At 68.9% G+C, this 13,597-nt stretch carries 14 protein-coding genes, 2 tRNA genes and 1 other RNA gene; 11 read left to right on the top strand and 6 right to left on the bottom strand.

What is annotated here, in order from left to right; all coding sequences use genetic code 11:
* Positions 1–18: 18 nt before the first annotated feature.
* Positions 19–561 carry a PPA1309 family protein gene (locus FM051_RS23380; protein WP_158846764.1) on the bottom strand — a complete coding sequence of 181 codons (543 nt, stop codon included), beginning with the start codon at positions 559–561 and terminating at the stop codon, positions 19–21.
* A 129-nt stretch (positions 562–690) separates the two neighbouring features.
* Between FM051_RS23380 and FM051_RS23375 the strand changes: the two genes are divergently transcribed.
* The 3 genes from FM051_RS23375 to FM051_RS23365 all read left to right on the top strand — a co-directional run bounded on the left by FM051_RS23375 (position 691) and on the right by FM051_RS23365 (position 4,159).
* Positions 691–3,675 carry a UPF0182 family protein gene (locus FM051_RS23375; protein ID WP_158846762.1) on the top strand — a complete coding sequence of 995 codons (2,985 nt, stop codon included), beginning with the start codon at positions 691–693 and terminating at the stop codon, positions 3,673–3,675.
* A 94-nt stretch (positions 3,676–3,769) separates the two neighbouring features.
* Positions 3,770–3,843: transfer RNA gene (locus FM051_RS23370), tRNA-Met, on the top strand.
* 242 nt (positions 3,844–4,085) lie between these two features.
* Positions 4,086–4,159, top strand: a tRNA-Met gene (locus FM051_RS23365).
* Between the two features lie 55 nt (positions 4,160–4,214).
* Here FM051_RS23365 and FM051_RS23360 read toward each other — a convergent pair.
* Positions 4,215–4,412 (bottom strand): hypothetical protein, encoded by a 198-nt coding sequence (locus FM051_RS23360; RefSeq protein WP_158846760.1) that lies wholly within the window; start codon positions 4,410–4,412, stop codon positions 4,215–4,217.
* Between the two features lie 378 nt (positions 4,413–4,790).
* Between FM051_RS23360 and FM051_RS23355 the strand changes: the two genes are divergently transcribed.
* From FM051_RS23355 to FM051_RS23330, 6 genes are all read left to right on the top strand, one after another.
* Complete coding sequence (locus FM051_RS23355; RefSeq protein ID WP_158846758.1) at positions 4,791–5,291, top strand: PadR family transcriptional regulator; 501 nt, start codon at positions 4,791–4,793, stop codon at positions 5,289–5,291.
* A 51-nt stretch (positions 5,292–5,342) separates the two neighbouring features.
* Complete coding sequence (gene prfB / locus FM051_RS23350) at positions 5,343–6,443, top strand: peptide chain release factor 2 (RefSeq protein WP_158846756.1); 1,101 nt, start codon at positions 5,343–5,345, stop codon at positions 6,441–6,443.
* Between the two features lie 67 nt (positions 6,444–6,510).
* Positions 6,511–7,200, top strand: coding sequence for a cell division ATP-binding protein FtsE (gene ftsE / locus FM051_RS23345; protein WP_158846754.1), 690 nt, complete (start codon positions 6,511–6,513; stop codon positions 7,198–7,200).
* Between the two features lie 53 nt (positions 7,201–7,253).
* On the top strand, positions 7,254–8,156 hold the full coding sequence (ftsX, locus tag FM051_RS23340) for a permease-like cell division protein FtsX (protein WP_158846752.1): 903 nt from the start codon (positions 7,254–7,256) through the stop codon (positions 8,154–8,156).
* Between the two features lie 30 nt (positions 8,157–8,186).
* Positions 8,187–8,663, top strand: a complete 477-nt coding sequence (gene smpB, locus FM051_RS23335; protein WP_158846750.1) for an SsrA-binding protein SmpB — start codon at positions 8,187–8,189, stop codon at positions 8,661–8,663.
* 2 nt (positions 8,664–8,665) lie between these two features.
* Positions 8,666–9,523, top strand: a complete 858-nt coding sequence (locus FM051_RS23330) for an amidohydrolase family protein (RefSeq protein ID WP_338019493.1) — start codon at positions 8,666–8,668, stop codon at positions 9,521–9,523.
* Here FM051_RS23330 and FM051_RS23325 read toward each other — a convergent pair.
* Complete coding sequence (locus tag FM051_RS23325; RefSeq protein WP_162470734.1) at positions 9,510–10,154, bottom strand: response regulator transcription factor; 645 nt, start codon at positions 10,152–10,154, stop codon at positions 9,510–9,512. The genes FM051_RS23330 and FM051_RS23325 overlap by 14 nt on opposite strands.
* Positions 10,142–11,389: a sensor histidine kinase gene (locus FM051_RS23320; RefSeq protein ID WP_158846748.1), complete on the bottom strand. Its 1,248-nt coding sequence runs from the start codon at positions 11,387–11,389 to the stop codon at positions 10,142–10,144. Before FM051_RS23320 ends, FM051_RS23325 begins: the two co-directional genes overlap by 13 nt.
* A 167-nt stretch (positions 11,390–11,556) precedes the next feature.
* Between FM051_RS23320 and ssrA the strand changes: the two genes are divergently transcribed.
* Positions 11,557–11,929: a transfer-messenger RNA gene (gene ssrA / locus FM051_RS23315) on the top strand.
* Between the two features lie 240 nt (positions 11,930–12,169).
* Positions 12,170–12,547 carry a RidA family protein gene (locus FM051_RS23310; RefSeq protein WP_238412591.1) on the top strand — a complete coding sequence of 126 codons (378 nt, stop codon included), beginning with the start codon at positions 12,170–12,172 and terminating at the stop codon, positions 12,545–12,547.
* Here FM051_RS23310 and FM051_RS23305 read toward each other — a convergent pair.
* Together FM051_RS23305 and FM051_RS23300 are read right to left on the bottom strand one after the other, a co-directional pair.
* Positions 12,544–13,155: an alpha/beta fold hydrolase gene (locus tag FM051_RS23305; RefSeq protein ID WP_158846744.1), complete on the bottom strand. Its 612-nt coding sequence runs from the start codon at positions 13,153–13,155 to the stop codon at positions 12,544–12,546. The two genes, FM051_RS23310 and FM051_RS23305, sit on opposite strands and share 4 nt — an antisense overlap.
* Positions 13,152–13,586: a hypothetical protein gene (locus FM051_RS23300; protein ID WP_238412602.1), complete on the bottom strand. Its 435-nt coding sequence runs from the start codon at positions 13,584–13,586 to the stop codon at positions 13,152–13,154. Before FM051_RS23300 ends, FM051_RS23305 begins: the two co-directional genes overlap by 4 nt.
* Between the last annotated feature and the right edge of the window lie 11 nt (positions 13,587–13,597).

The raw sequence follows: 13,597 nt of genomic DNA, 5'->3' as shown, positions 1-13,597 counted from the left end.
TGCGGAGCAGCGGCCATGTCAGGGCCGGAGCGTCTCCAGTAGTGCGCGGGTCAGGTTCGGGGCCAGTTCGGGGTGGGCCACGACCTCCTCGGGCACCTCGACGCTGCCCCGCAGCCGCAGCACGCACGCCGCCGAGCCGTCCCGCAGCACCGCCGCCACCAGCCGGGCCTCGCGGCGCTGGGGGTGCTCGGCGGCGAACCGGCGCGCCTCCTCGTCGTCGAGCTCCTGCTCGGTCAACTGCGCCTCGGCGTCCGGCGGCAGCACCACGATCTCCTGCGCCAACGCGCACCCGTGCACGACGTCCGGCCACACGATCCCGGCCAACGCCCGGTCCAGCTCGTCGTCGGGCAGCGAGTCCTGCGCGATCGGCGTCAGCGGCGAGGACTCCGGATCGAGCTGGCCCGCGAGCTCCGGCTGCTGCGCGAGCAGCTCCGAGGTCGGGACCAGCGCGAACAGCTGAGTCGGTTGGTTCCACCCGGCGGTGGACACGAACTCCTCGACCTCGCGGGCGACAGCGGGCAGCACCACGGGCGGCGTTTCACTGGCTGGCACGTCCGCCATGGTCGCATCTGCCCCGGCGGAGCGGACAATCAGATGCAGAAGAGAAGACCCATCGGGGAACCCTCAGCGGCCTCCGTAGAGTTGGACAGAACGTACGAACGCCATTACCGCGATCCAGGAGCGTGCCCCGTGGCCACACGGCCCCCGGTCGGACTGCCCAGGCTGTCCCGTCGCAGCCGGATTCTGCTCATAGTCGGTGCGGTGGGCCTGGTCGGTCTGATCACCGGCTCAAGGCTGCTCGGCACCTACGTCAACTGGCTGTGGTTCGGCGAGGTCGGCTTCCGCAGCGTCTACGGCACCTTGCTCGCGACCCGGTTCGGGTTGTTCTTCGCCGTCGGCCTGCTGGTGGGTGGTCTCGTCGCGATCAACCTGATCATCGCCTACCGCACCCGGCCGGTGTTCGTGCCGGTGTCGGGCCCGGACGACCCGGTGGCCCGCTACCGCGCGGTCGTCAGCCGCCGGATGAGGCTGTTCGCGATCGGCCTGCCGGTGCTCGTCGGCCTGATCGCGGGCACGTCGGCGCAGGGCGACTGGCAGGTGGTCCAGTTGTTCTTCAACGCCACCTCGTTCGGGGTGACCGACCCCGAGTTCGGCCACGACATCGGCTTCTACGCGTTCCAGCTGCCGTTCTACACCTGGATCCTGTCGTGGCTGTTCATCGCCACGGCGGTGGCGTTCGTCGGCGCGGTGGTGGCGCACTACCTGTTCGGCGGCATCCGGCTGGCCGGCCGCGGCGGGCAGCTCTCCGGGCCCGCGCGCACCCACCTGGCGATCGTGGCCGGTGCGTTCGTGCTGCTCAAGGCGGTCGCGTACTTCTTCGACCGGTACACGCTGCTGTTCTCGGACCACGAGAAGTTCGACGGCGCGAGCTACACCGACCTCAACGCGGTGCTGCCGGCCAAGCTGATCCTGCTGTTCATCGCGGTCTTCTGCGCCGTCGCGTTCTTCGCGGGCGCGGTGCTGCGCAACCTCCAGCTGCCGGCGATCGCGACCGTGCTGCTGGTGCTGTCGAGCATCCTGGTCGGCGCGGCGTGGCCCGCGGTGCTGGAGCAGTTCTCGGTGCGGCCCAACGCGATCGAGAAGGAAGCCGAACCGATCTCTCGGAACATCGAGGCCACCCGACAAGCCTTCGGGTTGACCGAGGACAAGGTCGAGAGCAAGCCGTACGCGGGCAAGCAGAACGTCTCGCTGGACGAGCTGAAGAACGACCAGGCGACGGTGGGCAACGTCCGGCTGCTCGACCCGGCCGTCATCTCCAAGACGTTCACCCAGTTCCAGCAGCTGCGGCCGTTCTACGGGTTCCCGGACAAGCTCGACGTCGACCGGTACAAAGTGGACCAGCAGGTCCAGGACTACATCGTCGCGGTCCGCGAGCTGAACACCGCGGGCATCCCGCAGGGCCAGCGCGACTGGATCAACCAGCACCTCATCTACACCCACGGCAACGGCATGGTGTTCGCCGAGGCCAGCAAGGTGAACTCGCCCGCGGACGAGGGCGGCAACGGCGGCTACCCCGTGTTCGAGGTGGCGCAGGTCGGCCAGAACGGCGAGGTCCAGCCCGGCCCGTTCGGCGTGCAGCAGCCGCGCACCTACTTCGGTGAGCTGGGCGGCCCGGCCGACTACGCCATCGTCGGCGGCCGCGGTGACGGCGCAGTCGGCGAGTACGACACCGACGGCTCGTCGTACACCTACGACGGCAAGGGCGGCGTCCGCATCGGCGGGCTGTTCAACAAGCTCGTCTTCGCCGCCGCGTACGGCGAGCGGAACATCCTGTTCAACTCGGCCGTGGACGACGAGTCGCGGATCATCTTCAACCGCCACCCGCGCGACCGCGTGGAGGCCGTGGCGCCGTGGCTGACCGTGGACGGCGACCCGTACCCGGCCGTGGTGGACGGGCGCATCACGTGGATCGTCGACGGCTACACCACGCTCGACAACTACCCGTACGCGCGCCGCACGGCGCTGGGTGAAGCCACGAACGACTCGCTGCCGGGTGTCGCGCAGCAGCCGGACCGGGAGATCAGCTACATCCGCAACTCGGTGAAGGCCACTGTGGACGCCTACGACGGCACGGTGACGCTGTACGAGATGGACACGCAGGACCCGGTGCTCAAGGCGTGGATGGGCGTCTTCCCGGGCACGGTGAAGGCGAACAGCGAGATGTCGCAGTCGCTGAAGGAGCACCTGCGCTACCCCGAGGACCTGTTCAAGGTCCAGCGCGAGATGCTGTCGGAGTACCACGTGGACAACCCGCGTGACTTCTACTCCGGTGTCTCGTTCTGGGACGTGCCGTCCGACCCGACCGTCGACAACGCCACCACCGTCGAGGCCCAGCAGCAGGGCGTGCAGCAGCAGCGCGACCGGCAGCCGCCGTTCTACGTGCTGGCGGGTGACCCGACCGGTGACGCGAACAAGGTCAGCTTCCAGCTGACGAGTGCGCTGGTGCGGCTGAACCGCGAGTTCATGGCGTCGTACGTGACGGTCAGATCAGACCCGGACAACTACGGCAAGATCAGCGTGCTGACGTTGGACAACGAGGCCAAGGGCCCGCAGCAGATCCAGACCACGTTCCTCACCAACGGCGAGGTCAGCGGTGAGCTGAACCTGCTCACCCAGCGGCAGACCAAGGTCGTCTACGGCAACCTGCTCACCCTGCCGGTGGGCGGCGGCCTGCTCTACGTCGAGCCGATCTACATCGAGCGGGCCAGCCAGAACACCCAGTTCCCGCAGCTGTTCAAGGTGCTGGTCAGCTTCGGCGACAAGGTGGGCTACGCGCCCACGTTGGCCGAGGCGATGGAGGAAGTGCTGTCCGGCTCCTCGGCCCAGGTGCCGCCACCGGCCAACAACGGCCAGACGCCGACCTCGCCCACGTCACCGACGACCACCACGCCGCCGGGCAACGGGCAGCAGGGCGGGACGGAGCTGGAGCAGGCCGTGCGGGACATCCGGTCGGCGCTGGACCGCATCAAGGCGGCGCAGGCCAGTGGTGACTTCGCCGAGCTGGGCAACGCGATGAAGGCGCTGGACGACGCGACGAAGAGGTTCAACACGGCCGGCACGTCGACCACGCAGTCGCCGTCGTCGGTCCAGCCGTCGCCGACACCGACGAGCTGACCTGCACTGATACCGCGATCGGGTGGCCTGGGACACGATCCAGGCCACCCGATTTGCATTCTCCGGTAACCGGGGCGTAGAGTTCTAAATGCAACGCGGGGTGGAGCAGCTCGGTAGCTCGCTGGGCTCATAACCCAGAGGTCGCAGGTTCAAATCCTGTCCCCGCTACAAAGTGGGAAAGCCCTGTTCATGGAGTTCATGAACAGGGCTTTTTCGCATTTACATCGGGGGCCCGGCCCTCGAACCCCGGGCAGGAGGGCTTCGCCCCCTGCACCCCCGACCGGGGGCGTTGCCCCTGGACGCCGGGAAGTGCGGCGCAAGTTGGTTGGCAGGCGTGTGAGCTGGGGAAATGTGGTTAGGGGGGCCCGGTGAAAAAGGGGTTTCCGGGGCGTGTATAGTTGTCCTTACAGCGCGGGGTGGAGCAGCTCGGTAGCTCGCTGGGCTCATAACCCAGAGGTCGCAGGTTCAAATCCTGTCCCCGCTACTACGTGAAAGGCCCCCGGAGTTTTCTCCGGGGGCCTTTTGCATTGGGGCTCGGCTCACGTCATGTTCTCGGCCCAGTACTGGGCGCAGGTGAGCGAGCACACCCGGCCTTCGCCGCTGACCGTGCGGTGCCTGCGGATGTGCTTGCCGCACACCATGCACTCGTCCTTGCCCGCCTGCTCCGGGATCGTGCCGGACGCCCACGCGCGGGCGTTGCGCACTACCTTGGTCCCCGTCGTCCACTTGATGCCCACAGCTGACCTCCCAGTCGAACGAACACCCGCCGTAATGGTCCCACCACCCGACGTGTTTGCCACGTCGAGCGCCGGACATCACCGGGTTGTGCTATCGGTCGAGGGCCCCGGCGGGGTGTGGCGGACGCGGCGCGTGACCCCGCGCTGCCGTTCGAGTGAACGCAATATGCGGTTTCCCTTGTGTCTCAATGGATTTCCACGCCGCGTGGACATTCGTGGTCAAGGGGCCGAATGCGTGGCGTTGATCAGCGGGCGGTTACGCAGTGATGCTTCTCGTTGCTCCGCTTGGCCCAACTCCACTAGCCCGTGATCAGCCACAGTGGACAGAACGGCTGACCATTGTGGACAGCGGCCGGTGACCGTGGCACCGTTGGTGGGGTGTCGGACCTGAATGCGACGGCGGCTGCCCTGCTCGGGCTGCTGCACGACGGACCCAAGACCGGTGGCCAGCTCGTGGCTGAGGCCGGAGAGCGCTTCGGCGCGTTCTTCAGCGTCACCCGCAGCCAGGTCTACCGCGAGCTGCCCGCGTTGGCGGACGCAGGCCTGCTTCGCCTCGGCAAGCAGGGCCCGCGTTCCAGCCAGCAGTACGTGCTCACGGCGGCGGGCAAGAAGGCGTTCAAGAACTGGCTCCTCTCCGAGCCGGGACCGGACCACCTGCGCAGCCCGCTGATCCTGCGGCTGGTGCACGCGGGCTCGTTGACCGCGAAACAGCGGCAAGGGCTCGTGGACTCCGCCCGCGCGAGCTACGGCGCCGAACAGGAGGCCGCGAAGACCGCCGTCAAGACCGCCGAGGACGCCTACTCCAAGGCGGTCGCCGAATTCGGCCTGGCCCACGCCAAGGCCGTCCTCAAACTGCTCGACGCGATCCCCACGGCCTGAAGCGCGCCCACCGGTCGCGCTCCGCGACCGGTGCCGGCGTAATCTTTGGACGTGAACCCCGACGTCGAAGCAGACATCAAGGACCTCTCCGCCACGCTTTCGAGCATCGAGGCGGTGATGGACCTCGATTCGCTGCGCGCTCAGGTCGCCGATCTGGAGCAGGCGGCGGCCCGGCCCGACCTCTGGGACGACCAGGAGAAGGCGCAGAAGGTCACCAGCCAGCTCTCGCACAAGCAGGGCGAGCTGCGCCGCATCACGGGCCTGCGCGAGCGGCTGGACGACCTGTCCGTGCTCTACGAGCTGGCCGAGGACGAGGACGACGCGGGCAGCCTCGCCGAGGCCGACGCCGAGCGCGTGAAGCTCCGCGAGGAGATCTCCTCCCTGGAGGTCCGCACGCTGCTGTCCGGCGAGTACGACGAGCGCAACGCCCTGGTCACCATCCGGGCCGAGGCCGGTGGCGTGGACGCGGCGGACTTCGCCGAGATGCTGCTCCGGATGTACTCGCGCTGGGCCGAGCGGCACAACTACCCCGTGGACGTGTTCGACACGTCCTACGCCGAAGAGGCGGGCATCAAGTCCGCGACCTTCCGCGTCACCGCGCCGTACGCCTACGGCACGCTCAGTGTCGAACAGGGCACGCACCGCTTGGTGCGCATCTCGCCGTTCGACAACCAGGGCCGCCGGCAGACGTCGTTCGCGGGCGTCGAGGTGGTGCCCGTGGTCGAGCAGACCGACCACGTCGACATCGACGAGAAGGACCTGCGGGTCGACGTCTACCGCTCGTCCGGCCCCGGCGGTCAGGGCGTCAACACGACCGACTCGGCGGTGCGCCTCACGCACATCCCGACCGGCATCGTGGTGTCCTGCCAGAACGAGCGCTCGCAGCTGCAGAACAAGGCCACCGCGATGGCCGTGCTCCAGGCGAAGCTGCTGGAGCGGCAGCGCCAGGAGGAGCAGGCGAAGATGGACGCCCTCAAGGACACCGGGTCCAGCTGGGGCAACCAGATGCGCTCCTACGTGCTGCACCCGTACCAGATGGTCAAGGACCTGCGCACCGAGCACGAGGTCGGCAACCCGTCCGCGGTGCTCGACGGCGAGATCGACGACTTCCTGGAAGCGGGCATCCGCTGGCGCAAGCAGCACCAGTCCTGACCGGTCAAGCCACCGTTCGGCGGGCGAGACGGAGGCTTTACCCAGGCCACGAGTACACTCGCGCCTCGTGATTCGACTCGAACACGTGTCCAAGGTCTACAAGACCGCCGCGCGCCCCGCTCTCGACAACGTCTCGGTCGAGATGGACAAGGGCGAGTTCGTGTTCCTCATCGGGCCTTCCGGTTCCGGGAAGTCCACGTTCTTGCGGCTCCTGCTGCGGGAAGAAGTGCCCAGCAAGGGCCGCGTGTACGTGTCGAACTTCGACGTGGCCAAGATGTCCCGGCGCAGGGTCCCCCGCCTGCGCCAGTCCATCGGCTGCGTGTTCCAGGACTTCCGCCTGCTGAGCAACAAGACCGTGGCGGAGAACGTCGCGTTCGCGTTGGAGGTCATCGGCAAGCCGCGGAACACCATCGTCAAGGTGGTGCCCGAGGTGCTCCAGCTGGTGGGCCTCGACGGCAAGGCGGACCGGATGCCGCACGAGCTGTCCGGTGGTGAGCAGCAGCGGGTGGCGATCGCCCGCGCGTTCGTCAACCGGCCGCTGGTGCTGCTCGCCGACGAGCCGACCGGAAACCTGGACCCCGACACGAGCCAGGACATCATGCTGCTGCTGGAGCGGATCAACCGCACCGGCACGACGGTGCTGATGGCCACCCACGACCACTCCATCGTCGACTCCATGCGCCGTCGCGTGGTCGAGCTGGACCACGGCCGGATCATCCGCGACGACGCGCGGGGTGTCTACGGCGTGGGCCGCTGACCCCGAGGCCGCCGGACCCCCTCATCCCCCGACCCTGAGGAACGTTCCCCCCGATGCGTACCAGCTTCGTGTTCAGCGAGGTCGTCACCGGCCTGCGCCGGAACGTCACGATGACCATCGCGATGATCCTCACGACCGCGATCTCGCTCTTCCTGCTCGGCCTCGGTCTGCTCGTCGTCCGCATGGTCGACAAGATGCAGGACAACTACCAGGGCAAGCTCGAGGTCTCGGTCCTGCTGACCAACGACGTCAGCGCGAACGACAAGGACTGCACGCAGCAGCCGTGCGCGGGCCTGCGCAGCCAGCTGGAGACCACATCCGGGGTCAAGACGGTCGTCTACGAGAACCGCGAGAAGGGTTTCGAGCGCTTCAAGCGGATCTTCGAGGCGCAGCCGGAGCTGGTGAAGCTGGCGCGTCCCGAGGCCATCCCGGCGACGTTCCGGGTGAGCCTGGAGGAGCCCGAACGCGCTGACGTGATCGTGCAGGCGTTCAACGGCAAGGCGGGCGTGAAGGCGGTGAACGACCAGGGCGAGTTCCTGGCCAGGTTGTTCGACGTCCTCAACGGCGCCAGGGACGGCGCGCTCGGCTTGGCGGCGTTCCAGGCCTTGGCGGCGTTGCTGCTGATCTCGAACACCATCCAGGTCTCGGCGTTCACCAGGCGCACCGAGGTCGGCATCATGCGACTAGTGGGTGCGACCCGCTGGTACACGCAGTTGCCGTTCCTCATCGAGGCGGTGGTGGCGGGCATCATCGGCGCCATCGCGGGTGTGCTGTGCCTGGTCGGGTTCAAGGCCGTGGCGCTCGACCGGGTGTTCGGCGACCTGTTCAACTCGGGAATCCTGCCGCAGGTCGGGATGTTGGACATCCTGGTCATCTCGCCGATCCTGCTGGGTGTGGCGATCGTGATCTCGGCGTTGACGGGCTACGTCACGCTGCGTCTCTACGTGCGCCTATAACCGCTGGCGTGGTCACGTAAGGTTTCGGTCATGGTCAAGGAACGCGGTCAGAAGGTGATCGCGTCGAACCGCAAGGCTCGGCACGACTACACCATCCTCGACACCTTCGAAGCGGGTGTCGTGCTCGTCGGCACCGAGGTGAAGAGCCTGCGGATGGGCCGGGCGTCCCTTGTGGACGCCTTCGCCCAGGTGGACGACGGCGAGATCTGGCTGCACGCGCTGCACATCCCCGAGTACGTGGCGGGTACCTGGACCAACCACGAGGTGCGCCGCAAGCGGAAGCTGCTGCTGCACAAGAGCGAGATCGAACGGCTGATCGGCAAGACCAAGGAGAGCGGTCTGTCGCTGATCCCGCTGTCGATGTACTTCAAGGACGGGTACGTCAAGGTCGAGCTCGCGCTGGCGCGCGGCAAGAAGTCCTACGACAAGCGGCAGGACCTGGCCAAGCGGGACGCGCAGCGGGAGATCCAGAAGGCGCACGGCCGTGCGTTGAAGGGGCGCTACTGACCGTGCCGAACGGCGTCCCGGGTCTGGTCGACGTGCACGTGCACTTCATGCCGCAGCGCGTGCTGGACAAGGTGTGGGCGTACTTCGACGAGGCGTCGCGGCACTACGGCGTCGACTGGTCGATCCGGTACCGGCTGGCCGAGGCGGAACGGCTGGCCGTGCTGCGGTCGTTCGGGGTGGTCGGGTTCGCGCCCCTCGTGTACCCGCACAAGCCGGGCATGGGTGAGTGGCTGACGGACTGGGCGCTGGACTTCGGTTCGCGCGTCGACGGCGCCGTGCCGACCGCGACCCTGTACCCGGAGCCGGGTGTCGAGGCGTACGTGTCGCGGGCGTTGTCGGCCGGTGCCCGGTGCTTCAAGGCGCACGTGCAGGTCGGCGGCTACGACCCGCGTTCGCTGGACGGCGCGTGGGGCCTGTTGGCCGAGGCGCGGGTGCCCGTGGTCGTGCACTGCGGGCACGGGCCGATCCCCGGTGCGCACACGGGGCTGGACGTGTTCGAGGACGTGTTGCGGCGGCACCCGTCGCTGGTGGCGGTGCTGGCGCACGCCGGGATGCCGGACTACCTGGGCGCGTTGGACCTGGTCGGCCGGTACGACGGCGTGCACCTGGACACCACGATGGTCGGAGTGCCGTTCACCGCGGCGCAGGCGGCGCTGCCGCGCGACTGGGCGGCACGGCTGGTCGACGTGACCGACCGCGTGGTGCTCGGCTCGGACTTCCCGAACATCCCGTACGACTACTCCGTGCAGCTGGACGCGATCGAGAGCTGGGCCGCCGACGACGACCGGCTGGGCGAGCCGTTCCTGCGGGCCGTGCTGCACGACAACGGCGCCCGGCTGCTCGGCATCAACCCAGGTTGAGGTAGGCGAGCACGGCGCGCACCCGGCGGTGCTCGGAGGTGCTGGGCTCCAGGCCGAGCTTGGCGAAGATGTTGCCCACGTGCTTCTCCACCGCGCCGTCCGACACGACCAGTGACGCGGCGATGGCGGCGTTCGACAGGCCCTGCGCCATCAGGCCCAGGACCTCCCGTTCACGCTGGGTGAGCGAGTCCACCGGGTTCCGCTTGGACCGGACCATGAGCTGCGTGATGACCTCGTGGTCGATGCTCGTGCCGCCGTCGGCGACCCGGCGCACCGCGGCCACGAACTCCGACACGTCCGCCACCCGTTCCTTGAGCAGGTAGCCGACGCCGTTCGCGCCGCCCGCCAGCAGCTCCACCGCGTACCGCTCCTCCACGTACTGCGAGAGCACCAGCACCGGCAGGTTCGGGATGCGCTTGCGGGCCTCGATCGCCGCCCGCAGGCCCTCGTCGGTGAACGTCGGCGGCATCCGCACGTCCACCAGGGCCAGGTCCGGCCGGTGCTCCTCGAGCGCGGCCAGCAGGGCGTCGCCGTCCTCCACCGCCGCGACGGTCTCGATGCCCTCGTCGGCCAGCAGGCGCTGCACGCCCATCCGCAGGAGGACCGAGTCCTCCGCGATCACCACGCGCACGGCAGCTCCGTCCGGATCACAGTCGGCCCGCCGAGCGGGCTCACCACGACGACCACGCCGTCAATCGTCGCAGCCCGGTCCGCGAGCCCCGCGAGGCCACCGCCCGGACGCACCTCCGCACCGCCGCGGCCGTTGTCGGTGACCTCCACCACCACGGAGTTCTCCGTGCGGGACACCCGCACGCGGGCCTCGGTCGCGCCGGAGTGCTTGGCGATGTTCGTCAGCGACTCGGCGACGGTGAAGTACGCGGTGCTCTCCACGGCTGTCGGCGGGCGCGGCTCGACGTCCACCGACACCTCCACCGGGATCGGGCACCGTGCGGCCAGCGACGACAGCGCCGCGTCCAGACCTCGGTCGCCCAGCACCGACGGGTAGATGCCGCGGGCCAGGTCACGCAGCTCGGAGATGGCCAGCTTGGCGTCCGCGTGCGCCTCGGCGATCAGCTCACGTGCGCTGTCCGGGTCGGACTCCATCTTGCTGCGCGCCCGGCCCAGGCCCATGGCCACCGCCACCAGCCGCTGCTGCGCGCCGTCGTGCAGGTCCCGTTCGATGCGCCTGCGCTCCGCCTCGGCCGCCTCGACGCCCCGTGCCCGGCTGGCCGACAGCCGCTGCGCCTCGGCGGACAGCAGGCTGTTCCGCGACGGGCCGAGCAGGGCCTGCGCGAGCAGCGCGTGCCCCTTGCCGAGGGCCTTGAGCAGCCGGTACGAGAGGACACCGAGCAGCAGGCCCACCACGCTCACCGGGATCGCCTTGAAGAACGTGTCGACCACCCACACGTTGCCCGCACCGAAGTCGACTTCCAGGGTGGCGGGGAGCCACTGCAGGTAGAACGGCAGGAGCGCGGTGGCCGAGACCGCCGACCACAGCGCCACGGTGAGTGCGAACTCGACTGCGCCCAGTGGCAGCATGAGCAGCCAGTAGGACAGGTCGCGCCACGTCGCCGGGTCCTTCGCGATCGTCTTCGCGCGTTCCGTCGTGGTGTCCGGCAGCGGCCGGTACGGCTGGGGGATGTCGACACCCAGGGTGACCCGCAGCCAGGCCCGCTCGGCGGTCGCCGCGGCGCGCGCCAGGACCATCGTCAGCACGCCCAGCGGCACGCCGACCCAGACCACCGCGGTGCCCAGGCTGACCGCGCCCATCGTCACCAGCAGGATGAACCAGAAGAGGCCGGTGGCCAGGTTGAGCAGGAAGTACCCGCTGATCCGGGCGATGTCCGGGTTGACCCGCGTCGTCATGTTCCCCCACCTTCACGGCCGATGTCCCGACCAGCATCGCCTGATCGGGTGGCCGGAACCATCAGGTCCGCCGGTCAGCGGAGGGTGGGGACAGCCCTACCAACCTAATGGGAATGAACGGTGGGTCGCGGGGCGTTATGCTGTGCGGAGCAAGACCCACACGACACGGGGGTGAACGGTTTCGACTTTGTGCGTTGATTCAAGGGAAGCGTGCCGGTGCAGGCGAGAGACCACCGTAAGCGTCATCGCAAACCAATAAGCGCCGAGTCTAACGACCAGCGCGCGTTCACCCTCGCCGCCTGAGGCTAGGAGTGACGCTGTCGGCCCGGGGGCGCCTCCGCTCCGGTCGCCGGCATCAGCTAGGAGGCTCACCGCCGTCCCCGGCCACGGGGGACGGTCGGGACACCCACAGTGGCTGGGCTCATCACGGTGACTTGTCCGCGTGATCACCGGGGCCGAGTAGAGATGTAGCGGACTGCGCACGGAGAAGCCTTGATGATGCGGCAGAGGACCCGGGTTCGATTCCCGGCACCTCCACCACCACGGCGGCCCCTTCCTTCGGGAGGGGGCCGCTTGTCGTTGGTCGGGGCCGTGGGCTCGCCGGCAGGTCGTTCACGCGTCTCGGACGATGGTCCGGGTTGTCGCTTGGGGTCCGCAGTCATTCACTTGCGGGTTTATATGCGCTCGCGGCGCCCGTGGCGTTTGATGTCGGTGACGCGAGCGCGACTTCGGGCTGGAAACAGGGTTGTGGGCTGTGGTTGTGTCGCGGGTGTGGAGACTGTGACGCACACGGCGGTTGACGGGGCGTACGCGCCCACGGCGGACTACGCGCACGCGATCGAGGTGCACGGGGCGCAGCGGTTGTTGTTCGTGTCGGGGACCATGGGGCTTGATCCCGCTGGTGTGCCCGGGGCGTCGCTGGAGGAGCAGCTGGAGCTGCTGTGGAACAACCTGCGGGCGATCCTGGCCGCCGCCGACATGACGGTGGACAACATCGTGCGGTTGACCAGTTACCTGCGGGACGCCGCGTACGCCGAGGCCAACGCCAAGGCCCGCACCGAAGCGTTGGGCGGGAGGGTGATCCCCACCACGGCGATCGTGGCGCAGACCTTGACGCCCGAGTGGCTGGTCGAGGTGGAGGTCGTGGCCGCCGGCTAGCGGCCGTCCAGGTAGCCCTTCACCAGGGCGGCCACCAGGGCGGGGTCGTCGGAGACGACGGAGTGGGACGCGTCCACGCGGACCACCTCGATGTTGGGCGGCAACGTCGCCAGGTCGCGGGCCAGGCCGCGTTGGTACGGCTCGAACAGGGGTTGGCCCGGCATCGGCTTGGTCGCGACGGCCAGCAGCACGGGGCAGCGGAGTTCGTGGAAGACCTCGAAGCAGTCGAGGGACTCGATGGCCTGTTGCAGCTCCGGCTGGCCGTAGCCCCGGAAGAGCTCGCGCAGGGCGTCGATCTCGTCGGCCACCGATGCCGGGTCCGGGTAGCGCTGCGGCTGGGTCGGCACGCCGAGGCCGTCGATGTCGATCACCGCCGGGCACTCGGGGTGGCGCCTGCCCCACAGGGCGGCGACCATCCCGCCCAGCGACATGCCCATCACGGCCGGGTTGTCGGTCGCGTGCGGCTCGATCCGGTCGAGGACCGACTCCCACTCCCACGGACCGTCCAACGGCAGCGGCACGATCTCGTGCACGCCTTCCAATGCCGTCACGATCGGCTCCCAGTCCGCCGGCGAACCGCCGGCACCGTGCAGTGCCAGAACCCTCACGATGTCAACCTCTCCCTCACCGAGGCGACGGTCACGCCGCCGCCGTCCGAGTTCCGCTCCAACTTCCCGCGCCGCACGAGGTCGTGGACGCCCTGTTTGGTGACGCCGAGCATCGCGCCGGCCACCGAGTACGACACCGCCTGTGCCGCCGGGTGTCCCATCCGGCGCGCCACGACCTGGCCGAGCGGCGTCCGCCACCAGTCGGCGGGTGGGTCGAACGGCGCGTCACCGGGGTAGAGCGCGCCGATGAGCCGTGCGATGGCGTGCACGGCGGCCGAGTCGTCGTCCCCCTGCATGGTCTCGGCCATCTGCCGGGCCACCACCTCGGCACGCGACGGCAGGTCGCCGACGTCGTCGAAAAGGATCTCCAACGGGTCGAGCAGCCGGGTGCGGATGATCGTGGCGATCTGTTCTGCGAGCAACGCGAACACCTCCTTGACGG

It is taken from the genome of Saccharothrix deserti (assembly GCF_009769385.1).
Lineage (GTDB): Bacteria > Actinomycetota > Actinomycetes > Mycobacteriales > Pseudonocardiaceae > Actinosynnema > Actinosynnema deserti.
Note: the sequence above shows the minus strand (reverse complement) of the source record. Positions and strands in the feature narration are given on the sequence as shown.